This window comes from Maribacter aurantiacus, assembly GCF_005780245.1.
GTDB classification, from domain to species: Bacteria; Bacteroidota; Bacteroidia; order Flavobacteriales; family Flavobacteriaceae; genus Maribacter; species Maribacter flavus.
Window position 1 is genome coordinate 36453 of the sequence record NZ_VBUK01000003.1, and the last position, 14465, is coordinate 50917.

General features: G+C 44.1%; 14 protein-coding genes. 11 read left to right on the forward strand and 3 right to left on the reverse strand.

Annotated elements, in window-relative coordinates:
* Positions 1-59 precede the first annotated feature (59 nt).
* Complete coding sequence (locus FEK29_RS07185) at positions 60-749, reverse strand: Crp/Fnr family transcriptional regulator (RefSeq protein ID WP_138257754.1); 690 nt, start codon at positions 747-749, stop codon at positions 60-62.
* Positions 750-870: 121 nt separating this feature from the next.
* Between FEK29_RS07185 and FEK29_RS07190 the strand changes: the two genes are divergently transcribed.
* The 11 genes from FEK29_RS07190 (at position 871) to FEK29_RS07240 (ending at position 12085) form a co-directional block, all read left to right on the forward strand.
* Positions 871-3267, forward strand: a complete 2397-nt coding sequence (locus FEK29_RS07190) for a heavy metal translocating P-type ATPase (protein ID WP_138257755.1) — start codon at positions 871-873, stop codon at positions 3265-3267.
* 93 nt (positions 3268-3360) lie between these two features.
* Positions 3361-3564 (forward strand): cbb3-type cytochrome oxidase assembly protein CcoS, encoded by a 204-nt coding sequence (gene ccoS / locus FEK29_RS07195; protein ID WP_138257756.1) that lies wholly within the window; start codon positions 3361-3363, stop codon positions 3562-3564.
* 6 nt (positions 3565-3570) lie between these two features.
* Positions 3571-5772 (forward strand): cytochrome-c oxidase, cbb3-type subunit I, encoded by a 2202-nt coding sequence (gene ccoN, locus FEK29_RS07200; RefSeq protein WP_138257757.1) that lies wholly within the window; start codon positions 3571-3573, stop codon positions 5770-5772.
* A 2-nt stretch (positions 5773-5774) separates the two neighbouring features.
* Positions 5775-5966 (forward strand): CcoQ/FixQ family Cbb3-type cytochrome c oxidase assembly chaperone, encoded by a 192-nt coding sequence (locus FEK29_RS07205; RefSeq protein WP_125221360.1) that lies wholly within the window; start codon positions 5775-5777, stop codon positions 5964-5966.
* Entirely contained in the window at positions 5963-6946 is a 984-nt protein-coding gene (locus FEK29_RS07210) for a cbb3-type cytochrome c oxidase N-terminal domain-containing protein (RefSeq protein WP_138257758.1), read from the forward strand. Before FEK29_RS07205 ends, FEK29_RS07210 begins: the two co-directional genes overlap by 4 nt.
* A 132-nt stretch (positions 6947-7078) precedes the next feature.
* Positions 7079-8497 (forward strand): cytochrome c oxidase accessory protein CcoG, encoded by a 1419-nt coding sequence (gene ccoG / locus FEK29_RS07215; protein WP_138257759.1) that lies wholly within the window; start codon positions 7079-7081, stop codon positions 8495-8497.
* 14 nt (positions 8498-8511) lie between these two features.
* Positions 8512-8958, forward strand: a complete 447-nt coding sequence (locus FEK29_RS07220) for a FixH family protein (protein ID WP_138257760.1) — start codon at positions 8512-8514, stop codon at positions 8956-8958.
* Between the two features lie 5 nt (positions 8959-8963).
* Positions 8964-9668, forward strand: coding sequence for a sulfite exporter TauE/SafE family protein (locus FEK29_RS07225; protein WP_138257761.1), 705 nt, complete (start codon positions 8964-8966; stop codon positions 9666-9668).
* Between the two features lie 10 nt (positions 9669-9678).
* Positions 9679-10167, forward strand: coding sequence for a GTP-binding protein (locus FEK29_RS07230; protein ID WP_138257762.1), 489 nt, complete (start codon positions 9679-9681; stop codon positions 10165-10167).
* Positions 10168-10205: 38 nt separating this feature from the next.
* Positions 10206-10601 carry a group III truncated hemoglobin gene (locus tag FEK29_RS07235; RefSeq protein WP_138257763.1) on the forward strand — a complete coding sequence of 132 codons (396 nt, stop codon included), beginning with the start codon at positions 10206-10208 and terminating at the stop codon, positions 10599-10601.
* Between the two features lie 92 nt (positions 10602-10693).
* Positions 10694-12085 carry a Gfo/Idh/MocA family protein gene (locus FEK29_RS07240; protein ID WP_138257764.1) on the forward strand — a complete coding sequence of 464 codons (1392 nt, stop codon included), beginning with the start codon at positions 10694-10696 and terminating at the stop codon, positions 12083-12085.
* Between the two features lie 58 nt (positions 12086-12143).
* Here FEK29_RS07240 and FEK29_RS07245 read toward each other — a convergent pair whose 3' ends face one another.
* A complete protein-coding gene (locus FEK29_RS07245; RefSeq protein WP_138257765.1) occupies positions 12144-12965 on the reverse strand; it encodes a universal stress protein in 822 nt (273 codons plus the stop codon).
* Between the two features lie 24 nt (positions 12966-12989).
* Positions 12990-14351 carry an oxygen-independent coproporphyrinogen III oxidase gene (gene hemN, locus FEK29_RS07250; RefSeq protein ID WP_138257766.1) on the reverse strand — a complete coding sequence of 454 codons (1362 nt, stop codon included), beginning with the start codon at positions 14349-14351 and terminating at the stop codon, positions 12990-12992.
* Positions 14352-14465: the final 114 nt, after the last annotated feature.

Here is a 14465-nt window from a genome sequence, read left to right on the forward strand (position 1 = left end):
AATTAGACCGAGCCTTACGAGGAAACTATGACAATTGTCATCTTTGGGAAATAATCGACTTAAAAACCTTCCACAAGGTTTTTTAGCGCCTTTTCATCGGTGATCCCGATTCTTTTCCCGGAAGTTTTTAGATACCCTTTTTTCTTAAATTCTGAAATGATTCGGATACACGATTCAATGGCCGTACCTACCACATTGGAAATATCCTCCCTGGACAACACAAGTCTTAGATAGCCTTCCTCATCCTCCCCAAAATTATTTTTTAGGTACAGGAAAGCTTCCGCCATTCGCTGTTTGACGCTTTTTTGGCTCATGTTCACGATAACGTCATCGGCCTCCTTCAGGTCGTGGGCCATATGCCGTAATACCTCAAGGGTAAAATTGGGATTGGTATGCAAACTGGAAACTATACCTTCCTTGGGTATGAAACAAACCTCCATATCACTTACGGCAATGGCACTCAAGTTTACGTTTTCCTCCGCCACCACGGAGCGTTGTCCTATGACCTCCCCCTTGCTCGCAAGCTTTACAATCTGGTCTTTACCATTTTCGCTTAATTTGGATAGTTTGGAAACCCCATCGCGTACGCAAAAGACGCCATCCAATTTTTCACCTTCCTTAAAGAGGGCCTCTCCCTTCTTGATTGTTCGTGTAGTTTTTGAATCGGACACCCTTTTTAATTCCTCCTTGGACATAGCGCGTAAGGAGTTGAATTGCCGTACGATACAATTTTCACATCTGCTTTCCATTTAACTAATATTTACCTGACCCTACAAAAATAACAGCTTGAATTTACGTAAAAACTGACAAATATCATATTTGTAACCGCATTGATTTCCAACCTTTGCCCCAGGTATAAGCAAATGTATTATGGAAAAGCAACCCTGTTATCACTGTGGGGACGATTGCGGCTCCGAGAGTATCCAGTACGATGAAAAGTGCTTCTGTTGCAACGGTTGCAAAACGGTCTACGAGATTTTTTCGGAAAACGATTTATCCTATTATTACGACTTGCAAACTTCGGCAGGTTCTACGCCTACAGCCATAGAAGGCAAGTACGATTTTTTGGAAACCGAGCGTATCGTTGAAAAATTAACGGAATTCAACGACGGCAACCTACAAATCGTAAATCTCTATATTCCTTTAATACATTGTAGTTCCTGTATCTGGGTATTGGAAAACCTGAACAAGCTCAACCCGTTTATCTCCTCCTCCCAAGTAAACTTTTCCAAGAAAATGGTACGGATTTCCTATAACAGCCAAAAAACCTCTTTGAAGGACGTGGTGGTGCTATTGGCCAGAATTGGTTACGAACCCTATATATCCTTGGAGGATATTGATGGAAAAGAAAAAAAGGTAGACCGAAGCCTTATTTATAAGTTGGGCGTCGCCGGATTTGCTTTTGGTAACGTGATGTTCCTTTCCTTTCCGGATTATTTTGATCTAAGCTCCAGCAAAACTTCCGGTGGCGAATTCTGGTTGAACCAATATGAAGTGGTTTTTAGATGGCTGATGTTCGCCTTTTCACTTCCCGTCGTTTTTTATGCAGGTGCGGACTACTTTGTTTCGGCCTATAAAGGCCTTCGTTCCAAAATCCTGAACATTGACGTTCCCATTTCCTTGGGTATTTTGGTACTTTTTGTACGAAGTACCTTGGAAATTATGTTCGATTGGGGAAGCGGCTTTTTTGACTCCCTTACAGGTTTGGTCTTCTTCCTGCTTCTAGGGAAGTTCTTCCAACAAAAAACCTATTCCTTTCTCTCTTTTGAACGGGACTATAAATCGTATTTCCCTATCGCGGTCACCAAAATTAATGATGATGGTACCGAGGAAAGTACCCAAGTGCACGAAATCAAACAGGGCGACCTGCTATTGATCAGAAACGGGGAACTGATTCCGGTAGACGGACTCCTATATAAAGGCAAAGCACAGATTGATTACAGTTTTGTAACGGGGGAATCGGTCCCTGTGGAGCGGGAATTTGGCGACAAAGTTTTCGCCGGAGGGAGGCAAATGAACGGCCCCATTGAAGTGGAGGCCTTAAAATCGGTTTCCCAAAGTTACCTCACCCAGCTTTGGAGCAATTCGGTCTTTAAAACGGACAAATCCACCCGATTCCAAAACATCACCGATAGCATTGGAAAACGCTTTACCATTGGGGTATTGACCATTGCTTTTTTGGCCACAGCCTACTGGTTGTTTTTTGACCCGTCCTTGGCAATGAACGTTTTTACGGCGGTGTTGATCATCGCATGCCCGTGCGCCATAGCCTTGGCCTCGCCCTTCACCCTGGGCAATATGCTCCGCATATTTGGTCAGAAGAAATTCTACCTAAGGGATACCGGTGCCATTGAACAATTGGCACAAGTGGACACGGCCATATTTGACAAGACAGGGACCATTACCACTTCCAAACAAAGTACAGCCACCTATCAAGGCATGCCGTTGACAGTGGAAGAGGAGTCCCTTCTAAAAAATACCTTGAGGGCCTCCAACCACCCGTTGAGCAGGACCTTGTACGATATTTTATCGGACCATAATATATATACACTGGACGATTATGAGGAACACCTTGGCAAAGGCCTGGAAGGAAGTAAGGGCGACAGGCATATAAAAATAGGCTCTTCTGAATTTGTGGGCAAGGAAGAGGTTTCGGACAGTTTGAACACGGCGGTGCACGTGGCGAGCAACAATGCCTACAAGGGCAAATACGTGTTTCATAACCAATACAGGGAGGGTGTTTCCGAAGTTTTTGAACAAATGTCGGATCAACTGCAATTGGCCATTCTTTCCGGTGATAACGAGGGCGAAAAACGCAACTTGGAAAAACTGTTGCCCAAATTGACTCCGTTGTATTTCAACCAAAAACCGGAGGATAAACTGGCCTTTATCACTGCCTTACAGGAACAGGGCAAAAAAGTCCTTATGGTGGGTGACGGATTGAACGATGCCGGTGCCCTTGCCCAAGCGGAAGTGGGTATCGCCATATCGGAGAACATCAACGTATTTTCCCCTGCCTGTGATGGTATTATGGATGCCTCAAAATTCCAGCAATTGTACCAATACATCATCGCCTCCAAAAAGGCCATGAAAATCATAAAGCTCAGTTTTTTATTGTCGCTCCTTTACAATGTAGTGGGACTCTATTTTGCGGTTACCGGGCAACTGGAACCCGTTATCGCGGCCATTTTAATGCCCTTGAGTTCCATTAGCGTGGTTGGGTTTACAACGCTAATGACCAACCTTTTGGGCAAAAAATTAAAGTAAAAAACAAGGTATAGAATAAAATATTTAAAACTGATAAATGTCATATTTAAACGGAAGCAACAACGGTAATTTTACCCCGAAATTCAGGTAGGTATGAGTGTAATATATGTGTTATTGGCCATTAGTATCATCGTAGCCATTGTCTTTTTTGCAGCGTTCATTTTCTCGGTAAAAAATGGGCAATATGACGATTCCTATACGCCATCCGTCCGGATGCTCTTTGAGGACGAATTGGTAAAACAGAAAAAGAGTTTACAAAAATCCAATATGGATACATCAATAGAATCAAATAACTAATCAACTATGGAAGTACAGCAGTTTTATTACGATAACAAAATCGTAAAAAAGTTCATCTATGCCACAATGCTTTGGGGTATTGTTGGTATGTCCGTTGGCCTATTATTGGCCTTTATGTTCTTGTTTCCGAATGTTACGGACGGAATTTCTTGGCTCAGTTTTGGCCGTTTAAGACCCTTGCACACCAACGCGGTCATTTTTGCCTTTGTAGGTAATGCCATTTTTGCCGGTGTGTATTATTCGACACAGCGCCTCCTTAAGGCACGAATGTTCAGTGATGTACTGAGCAACATCAATTTTTGGGGCTGGCAACTTATTATTGTGGCCGCAGCCATTACGTTGCCACTGGGATTTACCACATCTAAGGAATATGCGGAATTGGAGTGGCCCATCGATATTGCCATTGCCCTTGTGTGGGTAGCCTTTGGGGTCAATCTGATCGGAACCATGATCAAAAGAAGACAACGACATTTATATGTTGCCATTTGGTTCTACTTGGCGACTTTTGTAACGGTTGCCGTACTTCATATCTTCAATAGTTTGGAGTTACCGGTAAGTGCCTTGAAGAGCTACTCCGTATATGCCGGGGTACAGGATGCCTTGGTACAATGGTGGTATGGCCACAACGCGGTTGCCTTCTTCTTGACAACCCCATTCTTGGGATTGATGTACTATTTTGTTCCTAAAGCGGCGAACAGGCCTGTATATTCCTATAGACTTTCCATAGTTCACTTTTGGTCCTTGATATTCATTTATATCTGGGCAGGACCTCACCATTTATTATACTCCGCATTACCGGATTGGGCCCAAAACCTTGGTGTTGCCTTTTCGGTCATGTTGATTGCTCCTTCCTGGGGCGGTATGATCAACGGTCTTTTGACCTTGAGGGGTGCTTGGGACAAGGTGCGTACGGACCCAACCCTTAAATTTATGGTAGTTGCGATTACCGGGTATGGGATGGCCACTTTTGAAGGTCCAATGCTTTCCCTAAAGAACGTAAACGCCATAGCCCACTTTAGCGATTGGATTATTGCCCATGTACACGTAGGTGCCTTGGCTTGGAACGGTTTCTTGACCTTTGGTATGATCTATTGGTTGGTTCCTAAAATGTTCAAGACCCGTTTGGCTTCCGTAGGAATGGCAAACTTCCATTTCTGGATCGGAACCTTGGGTATCATATTATATGCGCTACCTATGTACGTCGCCGGTTTCACACAGGCATTGATGTGGAAAGATTTCAATCCGGATGGAACCTTGGTCTACGGTAACTTCCTGGAAACCGTAAACGAGATCATCCCAATGTATTGGATGCGTGCTATTGGGGGTAGTCTTTACATTGTAGGTGCCATAGTTATGGTGTACAATATCGTTGTTACCATCAAATCCGGTCAAAAAGTGGAGGATGAGTTGGCCGAAGCCGCTGCCCTTACCCGGGTATCCAAAAACAGGACCGCAGGGGAAACCTTCCACACATGGTTGGAGCGTAAACCCATCCAATTGACCATTTTGGCTACCGTAGCCATTCTGATAGGTGGTATTGTACAAATTGTACCAACCATCATGGTGAAGTCCAATATTCCTACCATCACCAGTGTCAAACCTTATACACCGTTAGAATTGGAAGGAAGGGACCTATATATACGCGAAGGTTGTGTAGGATGCCATTCCCAAATGATCAGGCCATTTAGAAGTGAGGTGGAACGCTATGGGGAATATGCCAAGGCCGGTGAGTTCGTATACGACCACCCATTCCTTTGGGGAAGTAAGAGAACGGGTCCTGATTTGCTACGGGTTGGTGGAAAGTATTCGGATAACTGGCACTTGAACCACATGTACGATCCACAAACGACCTCCTCCGGTTCCATAATGCCCTCCTACTCCTGGTTGGTACGCAACAAACATGACAGAAGTGGGGTTCAGGACAAAATGGAGGCCATGGTTACCTTGGGAGTACCTTATACCGATGAGGATATTGCCAATGCCGAAGCCAGTATGAGCGAACAGGCCATACAAATTGAGAAGAACCTCTATAGCGACCCGGATTTTGCATCGACCTACGAAGCCGATAAAAAATACGCCGCTGAAAACGGGGAGGAATTCATTGAAATGCGCGACAGGGAAATTGTGGCCATGATCGCCTACCTACAACGATTGGGTACGGATATAAAAATTAAGGAAACCAACGAATTAATCTCAGAAAATAAATAGCCATGCTAAAGTTTGTAAAAGGATATATGGAAAACATTGAGGGGGTGGCCACCTACCCAATGATTTCACTGATGATTTTCTTCGTCTTCTTCGTCGTTCTCTTCTGGTGGGTCTTTACCGCATCCAAGGAGTATGTCAAAGAGGTGAGCGACATCCCACTAGACAATAACAACCAACAAAACATTGAATTATGAAGAACCTAGGACCTTGGTGGATCAGACTTCCACTACTATTTTTTATCATATTTGGATTGACGGAGTTTTTTATAGACTCGGGGGATAAGCCAGCCTTTCTGGACCAACCCATAGTCGCACTATTTCTAGGCTTTATAATCCTTTTGCTTGTGGGCATAGAGCTTATCCTGGCCTCCATTGAGAACGTCATGTTCCAGACGCTATCGGAAGAGGCAAAGGAACGCTACTTGGCTTCCAAGGAACAAGGCTTTGAATGGGCCTGGGGCAAAAGAATGTACAAGAAACTTTTGGGCTCCAAACCAATTGAGGCCGAAGGTGAAATCATCTTGGACCACAACTATGATGGCATACGCGAACTTGATAACAAGCTACCACCATGGTGGGTATATATGTTCTACGCCACCATCATTTTTGGGGTAGTGTATTTGGTGCGGTTCCACATTTTCAATGATTATGATCAGGATACCGAATACCTAACGGAAATGACCTTGGCCGAAGCCGAAATAGAAGAATACAAGAAGAACGCGAAGGACCTGGTAGATGTCAATACCGTGGAACTATTGACCGATGCATCCGATATTGCCGCAGGTAAGGCCGTTTTCGAAACGAATTGTGTGGCCTGTCATATGGCCGACGGTGGTGGGGGAATCGGTCCTAACCTGACCGATCAAAACTGGATATTGGGTGGCGATATTAAATCGGTTTTCAACACCATTTCAGAAGGTGGAAGGGACGGTAAAGGAATGATTGCCTGGAAACAGAGCCTAAAACCTGTGGAGATGGCGCAAGTTGCCAGCTATGTACTTAACTTTCAAGGAACCACACCAGCCAACCCAAAAGCTCCGGAAGGTGATATTATCGTAAACCCGCATATGGATGTGGAGGGAGCGCCTGCCGTGGATTCGGCCATGATTGAAGTTGAAGTCGACACCTTAGAATTCATTAAAACCATTGACGAAGAGGGTACCGTAATTGAATAACGAGATCCTTTTGGATTGCCACATGCCATACAAATTTGGTATGTGGCGGTTCAAAAAACCGATACCAAATAACCAAAAGCCAATAATGACAGCATTCCTATCCCTAGTAAAAGCAAGACAAATTAAACCGTAATGGCACAAGATCAAGAAAACTTTAGGGATTCCATTGGAACGATAAACGAAGAAGGGAAAAGAGCATGGGTTTTTCCAAAAAAACCCAGTGGCAAGTTCTACGAGTATCGGAAATATGTTAGTTATTTTCTGCTGGCTTTTTTGTTTGCCGCTCCTTTCATAAAAATAAATGGCAACCAGTTTTTAATGTTCAATGTATTGGAACGCCGTTTCAATATTTTTGGGTTTCCATTTTGGCCCCAGGATTTTCATTTGTTCGTCATTTCCATGATCATCGGTGTGATATTTGTCGCACTGTTTACGGTTGCTTTCGGACGTATTTTCTGCGGATGGATGTGCCCTCAGACCATTTTTATGGAAATGGTCTTCAGAAGGATCGAGTATTGGATCGATGGGGACCGTGGGGCCCAAATGAAATTGGACCGACAAGCTTGGGATGCAGAAAAGATTAGGAAAAGGGTATTAAAGTGGTTCATCTTCTTTGTCATTTCCTTTTTGATCGCCAATGTATTCCTGGCCTATCTCATCGGTAGCGACCGATTGATCAGGTATATTACGGACGGACCTTTTGAGCACTTAAGCACTATTGTCTCCTTACTGATTTTTACCGGGGTATTCTACTTTGTATTTGCTTGGTTCAGGGAGCAGGTCTGTATCATCGCATGCCCTTATGGTAGAATGCAAGGAGTCCTGTTGGACAATAAATCCATTGTCGTCGCCTACGACCACAAACGTGGCGAAGCGGAAAACGGCCGCAAAAAATGGCGTAAAAACGAGGATAGGGAAGCCCTTGGCTATGGGGATTGTATCGATTGTTTTCAATGCGTGAACGTTTGTCCAACGGGCATAGATATCAGAAACGGAACCCAACTGGAATGTATCAACTGTACCGCCTGTATCGATGAGTGCGATACCATTATGGAAAAGGTAAATCTCCCAAAGGGACTTATCAGGTATGCAAGCGAAGACGAAATTACCAAAAAGGAGAAATTCAAATTCACACCACGCTTAAAAGGGTACTCCGCAGTATTGACCATTTTAATTGGTGTCTTGGTAGGGATGCTGTTTTTAAGGAACGACCTGGAAGCCAATATCCTTCGGTTACCGGGGCAACTATATGAGCACAAGGAAGGGAACATCATTAGCAACGTGTACACCTATAAATTGGTGAACAAGACCACCAAACCTGTGGAGGACGTTAGCTTTAAGTTGATTTCCCACAAGGGAACCGTAAAACTGGTCCGTAACGAAAACTTTGAGGTTCCCGCACAGGATTTGGCCGAAGGAACGCTCTTTATAGAGATCAACAACGCCGCCGTAAAAAGCGATAAGGAAAAAGTGAAGGTTGGGGTATATAGTGGAGATGAGTTGGTAGAAACTACCCTTTGCTCCTTCATGGCTCCAAGGAGTTATAAATGATAAAAAAATAAAAGATGAAAATTAATTGGGGAACCGGAATTGTACTGGCATTTATAGGTTTTATTGGCTTTATCCTCTTCTTTGTGGTACGGATGAGTACGGACAAACGTGCCAACCATGACCTTGTAACAGAGGATTACTACAGGCAGGAATTGGCCTATCAGAAGGAAATCGATGCCCAAAAAAATGCCACAAAGGACATCAATAAATTACAGGTGAGAAAAAGTCCGGATGGACTTGAAATACGTTTCCCCGAAAAAGTGAACCCCAAAAAAATTGAAGGTACAGTGTCCCTATACAGACCATCTAATAAGCAATTGGATTTTGACTTACCCATAAGTTTGTCCAATAACCATTTGCTCATACCTGACAACCGCTTGTTGGATGGTCGCTGGGACATTAAAGTCAGTTGGAACTACAACGGCACGGATTACTTGCATAAGGAAAACATAATCTATTAGAACACATGCTCCTTTCTGCCCTCATATTAGGTTTTATGGGAAGTCTTCACTGCGTAGGCATGTGCGGACCCATAGCCTTTATGTTGCCGGTGGACCATAAAAACAATCTTAAAAAGTTTGGACAGATCAGTCTATATCACATAGGTAGGCTATTGGCCTATGGCATCATCGGTTTGGTTTTTGGGCTATTGGGGAAAGGGCTGTATGTCTTTGGAATGCAGCAAAGACTATCCATTGCCGTTGGTATTGTAATGATTTTATTGGTGCTGATTCCTGCCAAAACCTTAAACAGATTTCAATTGGGACGCCCGGTATACAGGGCCATATCAAAAATAAAAAGCAGATTGGGCCAAGAGTTCAAAAAGAAATCGGCCGACACCTTTTTGACCATTGGATTCCTAAATGGTTTTCTTCCCTGTGGTTTGGTCTATATGGCGCTGTTCGGGGCCATCGCCATGGGCGAAGTGGCACAGGGCAGCCTTTACATGGTACTTTTTGGACTGGGTACCGTTCCCCTGATGACAACCGCCGTTTATTTTAGTGCGTTTTTGAAAGGAAACGCAAAGAAACGGATCCAGAAACTGATTCCCGTTTTTGTGGTCCTAATGGGAACGCTTTTCATTTTACGCGGTCTTGGCTTGGGAATCCCTTACGTCTCCCCAAAACCGGTTACCCAAATGGTATCGGCAGAAATGGAATGTCATCCATGATATAATACTGATGAAGAAACTATCCAACGATATTGTCCTTAGGCCACGGTTTCAGCTCGAAATTTTGGGAAACAGGGAGCAATTGTTGCGAAAGTTCATCGATTCAAAAAAAGCCCCCTTTCTGGTCAATTGTCTGGACAACCATATCTTCATAAAATACAACAAGGAGACCACCCATTTTGGCTCTCCCCAATTACACTTGGAAATAGATGCTTTGGACGACAGAACATCCAAAATCTATGGTTTTTTTGGTCCAAACCCAACGCTATGGACCTTTTTCATGTTTCTGCATTTTGTGGTAGCCACCCTGTTCATTATTGTGGGTATTTGGGCCTATGTGAGTGCATCGCTCAACAAACCCTACGGACTTCAAGTTGGGTTTATGGTCTTATTGGTGGTCGTTTGGTTCGCACTCTATACCTTTGGACAAATGGGCAAAAGAAAAGGCAAGCCTCAAATACAGGAACTTTACGCCTTTATGATGGAAACTTTGGGGTAGTTGCAACCCTTTTCCATTGAAATGTGTATTTTACTAGTATGAGCGATAAGCCGGAAATCAAGACCCGAAAAGATATAGCACTCCTTGTAAACACTTTTTATGAAAAAGTGCGGAATGAGGATACCCTAGGGCCTATTTTCAACGGAATAATCTCCGATTGGGAGGCCCATTTGGAAATCTTGACCAATTTTTGGGAATCCCAATTGTTCCTTAAAAGAAAGTATACCGGCGACCCGATTAAGGCCCACATTAAGACCGATGATTACATGGGGAACACTATGTCCATGGAACACTTTGGTATTTGGCTCAATCTATGGTTCGCTACTATAGACGAGCTATTTTCTGGGGAAACGGCCTGGATCGCAAAAAATAGGGCCCGTAAAATGAATACGATGCTTTTCCTGAAGATATTCGAACATCGGGCGGCCAAATAAACGTTCCTGAGGTTTTCACTTCGGATTTATCGTTTAAAAATTCCTATTTTTAAAACCGACGAATTCAAATTGTAACCAAGCCCTTTTCGATTATGAGCAAGAAAAACACCCGAAGGTCATTTCTTAAAAAGGCTACCTTGACCTCAGCCGCCGTAACAACAAGTCCATTTCTATGGGCCTCAGGATTTGAGGAAAAATTGATGTTGAGCAGAATTTACACACCCAAATCCTTTTCGGCCAATGACCGCATCAACCTGGCGCTTATCGGCACGGGAATCCAAGGCATTTATGATACCCAGACCGCTTTCCACGTGGATGGTGTTCAGCTGGTCGCTGCGTGCGACCTGTACACAGGCAGATTGGAAAGGGCCAAGGAACTTTGGGGGGCATCTATTTACACAACAAAGGATTATCGGGATATATTGAATAGAAAGGATATCGATGCCGTCATTATCGCCACCCCGGACCATTGGCATCAAAAAATCACGATCGATGCTTTGAAAGCCGGTAAGCATGTATACTGTGAGAAACCCATGGTCCAAAAACCTGAGGAAGGAGAGGCCATCATCAAGGCACAAAAAGAAAGCGGAAAGATTTGTCAGATCGGGAGCCAAGGCATGTCCTCCCTTGGGAATGAAAAGGCAAAACAGTTATACGAAGAAGGGGCCATTGGCGATTTGGTGATGTTGGACATGTACAACGACCGATATTCCGCCGAAGGCGCCTGGCAATATCCCATCCCTCCGGATGCCGATACAAAAACCGTTGATTTCGATACCTTTCTAGGAAAAGCGCCAAAAGTTCCTTTTGAGCCCAAACGCTTTTTCAGGTGGCGAAACTACAGGGACTACGGGACAGGAGTTGCGGGCGATCTTTTCGTACATGCGTTCTCTACGCTAAACCACGTAATCAGTTCCATGGGGCCTAACCGTGCCCTGGCAACCGGCGGACTCCGTTATTGGAAGGATGGCCGGGATGTACCCGATGTTTCCATTACCTTATACGATTACCCAGAAACGGATACACATTCGGCATTTAATGCGGCCTTTAGGATCAATTTCATCGCCGGTAGCGGCGGTGGTGGGGGCTTTAAGCTAATCGGTACAGAAGGGGAAATGGAAGTCGGACAAAATTCGGTCACCGTAAGACGTTCCAAACTGAGCATGGTACCCCAGGGATACTCCATGGTTTCATTTACCGAGGAAATGCAGGAAAAGATAAGGGCAGGTTATGATTTGGAAACCTTGGAACCAAGAACTTCTTCCTTAAGCACTGGCACCACTACATGGGAGGCGGAACGGGATTATAAAGGAGGCCACTATGATCATTTCAACAATTTCTTTACTGCCATTAGGAACAAGGGTTCCGTAATCCAAGATCCAACCTTTGGATTAAGGGCCGCTGGTGCCGCCCTCTTGGCGAATGACAGTTATTACAAACAGCAACCCGTAAACTGGGATCCAATAAAAATGAAGCTCATATAAAAAAGGGTGCCTACGCACCCTTTTCAACCAACTAAAAACTGTGATTCCCTGCTTCTAACTAAATCTTAAAGGTGACCACAGGTAGCGTTGCATGGTTAGCAATGTCCTCTCCTATGCTGCCCATAAAGAAATGGGAAAGTCCCTTTCTACCATGGGTGGGAACCCCGATCATATCGGCATTGCTCTCCATTCCAAAATTCAGTACGCCCCGTTCCACGTTATAGTCGTTGTAGATGGCGATCAATAGTTCAAACCCTACCAGCTCGCAAAAGGATTTTATCCTCTTTTGTATTTCGGCGGTGCTTAAAAAATCGTCACCTGGGGTATTGATATAGACTAATTTTAGTTCCGCCGAAAAGCTGTCGGCGATGTACTTGGCCCGTTGTAGGGCATGGATATTTTCATTTTTGAGATCACAGGCAAATACGATCTGCTTCGGATTAAAATCGGATATTTTGGATTTGATGACCAAAACGGGGATATCAGAATTTCTAACCACTTTTTCCGTATTGGAACCTACGAACATTTCCTTGAGTCCGTCCGCACCTTGGCTGCCCATCACGATCAAATCCACATCGTTCTCCTCGGCAACTTCGCTGATTTCACCAAAGACCTTATAGTGCTTTATGATCGGCTCCACCTTTACACCTTTCAAATATGGTTTGTCCAAGAATTCATTCAATCGCTTTTCGGCCAATTTTATCAAAAAGACCGTCTGTTCCGGGTGGAAACCTTCGGTGGAGGTAAGCATTGCCTGATTCAATTCCAGCATGTGCAGCACGTACAGCGTGGCATCGTGTTTTTTGGCTATGGAAGCCGCTACCTCAAAGGCATACTCGGATATTTCCGAAAAATCTATGGGAACAATGATACTTTTCATTTTTACAAGATTTAGGTTAAACAATCAAATGGTCATGGAGAACAATCGGGTCTCCGGTGTTTTTTCGTGCAATTTCAAATCGAACGCCATACATATATTACGAACAAATGGACGCCCCTTTTCAGTGACCCGTAATTGATATTGGGTCATTTCCAGTAGTCCGTCGTCCTGCATCTCCTTCAACCTGTCCATCACCACAGGTAATTCCTTGAACCGCATGGACTCCTGGAACCAAATAGTTTCAAGTTGACACATTAAGTTAAGAATATGTTTTCTGATGATCCTATCCTCATCGGTTAAAATATGACCTCTAAAAATGGGTATGATGTTATTCTCCACCAAGTGCTGATATTCTTCCAGGCTTTTGACATTCTGGGCAAAACCGTACCAACTATCGCTAATACTGGAGGCTCCCAGACCTACCATCAATTGGGTCTTGGAAGCGGTGTAACCCATAAAGTTCCGGTGCAGTTTACCATTTTTCATGGATCGATAAAGACTGTCCGTATCCAAGGCGAAATGATCCATCCCTATTTCCGTATACCCGGCCTTTGCAAGTTCCAATTTGCCGGCTTCATACTGTGTACGCTTTTCCTCGGCGGACGGCAGATCGAAATCCTTATAACCACGCTGACCGTTTCCCTTGAGCCAAGGTACATGGGCATAGCTATAAAAGGCCAATCTATCTGGCTGTAAGGTTTTCGTTTTTTCTATGGTTTCGAGTACGTGTTCCAAGGTTTGGTGGGGTAACCCAAAAATGATATCGTGACCGATGGAGGTATACCCAATTTCCCTGGCCCAATCCGTAACGTTCTTCACGTTTTCAAAGGATTGCACCCGGTGGATGGCTTTTTGCACTGTCTCGTTGTAATCCTGTACGCCATAACTCACACGTCTAAACCCAACATCGTACAGCGCCTGCAGGTGCTCCTTGGTCGTATTGTTGGGATGGCCCTCAAAACTAAATTCGTAATCCGCTGCCCTATCGGCCCTCCTGAAGAGTCCGTTGATAAGCATTTGAAGGTTCTTCGGACTAAAAAATGTAGGGGTACCGCCTCCCAAATGGAGTTCCTTGATAATCGGCCTTTCATCGAACAACTCCAAATAAAGGGACCATTCCTTCAACAAGGTGCGTATGTAAGGGACCTCAACATCATGCCTTTTGGTGATGCGCTTATGGCACCCGCAAAACGTACACATACTCTCACAAAAGGGAAGATGGATGTATAGACTGATGCCTTCTTTGGAATTCGATTCGGAAAAACTTTGTTTGACGGTCGCTTCCCATTTTTTGCCGGAAAACGAATGAATATCCCAAAATGGGACCGTTGGATAACTGGTATACCTGGGACCCGGAATATTATATTTTTGAATAAGATTGCACATAGTTGGTTTGAATATGGCACAAAGCTACTCAGTGCGCCTCCCAAAAAATATGATAATTGTCAGTTTGGAATACCCATCTTGGCCAATAAGCATACTTTGGAATAAAAAAGTAAC

Coding starts and splice junctions, on each gene's coding strand:
- FEK29_RS07185 (WP_138257754.1), bottom strand. CDS start 749: ATGGAAAGCAGATGTGAAAATTGTATCGTACGGCAATTCAACTCCTTA.
- FEK29_RS07190 (WP_138257755.1), top strand. CDS start 871: ATGGAAAAGCAACCCTGTTATCACTGTGGGGACGATTGCGGCTCCGAG.
- ccoS (WP_138257756.1), top strand. CDS start 3,361: ATGAGTGTAATATATGTGTTATTGGCCATTAGTATCATCGTAGCCATT.
- ccoN (WP_138257757.1), top strand. CDS start 3,571: ATGGAAGTACAGCAGTTTTATTACGATAACAAAATCGTAAAAAAGTTC.
- FEK29_RS07205 (WP_125221360.1), top strand. CDS start 5,775: ATGCTAAAGTTTGTAAAAGGATATATGGAAAACATTGAGGGGGTGGCC.
- FEK29_RS07210 (WP_138257758.1), top strand. CDS start 5,963: ATGAAGAACCTAGGACCTTGGTGGATCAGACTTCCACTACTATTTTTT.
- ccoG (WP_138257759.1), top strand. CDS start 7,079: ATGGCACAAGATCAAGAAAACTTTAGGGATTCCATTGGAACGATAAAC.
- FEK29_RS07220 (WP_138257760.1), top strand. CDS start 8,512: ATGAAAATTAATTGGGGAACCGGAATTGTACTGGCATTTATAGGTTTT.
- FEK29_RS07225 (WP_138257761.1), top strand. CDS start 8,964: ATGCTCCTTTCTGCCCTCATATTAGGTTTTATGGGAAGTCTTCACTGC.
- FEK29_RS07230 (WP_138257762.1), top strand. CDS start 9,679: ATGAAGAAACTATCCAACGATATTGTCCTTAGGCCACGGTTTCAGCTC.
- FEK29_RS07235 (WP_138257763.1), top strand. CDS start 10,206: ATGAGCGATAAGCCGGAAATCAAGACCCGAAAAGATATAGCACTCCTT.
- FEK29_RS07240 (WP_138257764.1), top strand. CDS start 10,694: ATGAGCAAGAAAAACACCCGAAGGTCATTTCTTAAAAAGGCTACCTTG.
- FEK29_RS07245 (WP_138257765.1), bottom strand. CDS start 12,965: ATGAAAAGTATCATTGTTCCCATAGATTTTTCGGAAATATCCGAGTAT.
- hemN (WP_138257766.1), bottom strand. CDS start 14,351: ATGTGCAATCTTATTCAAAAATATAATATTCCGGGTCCCAGGTATACC.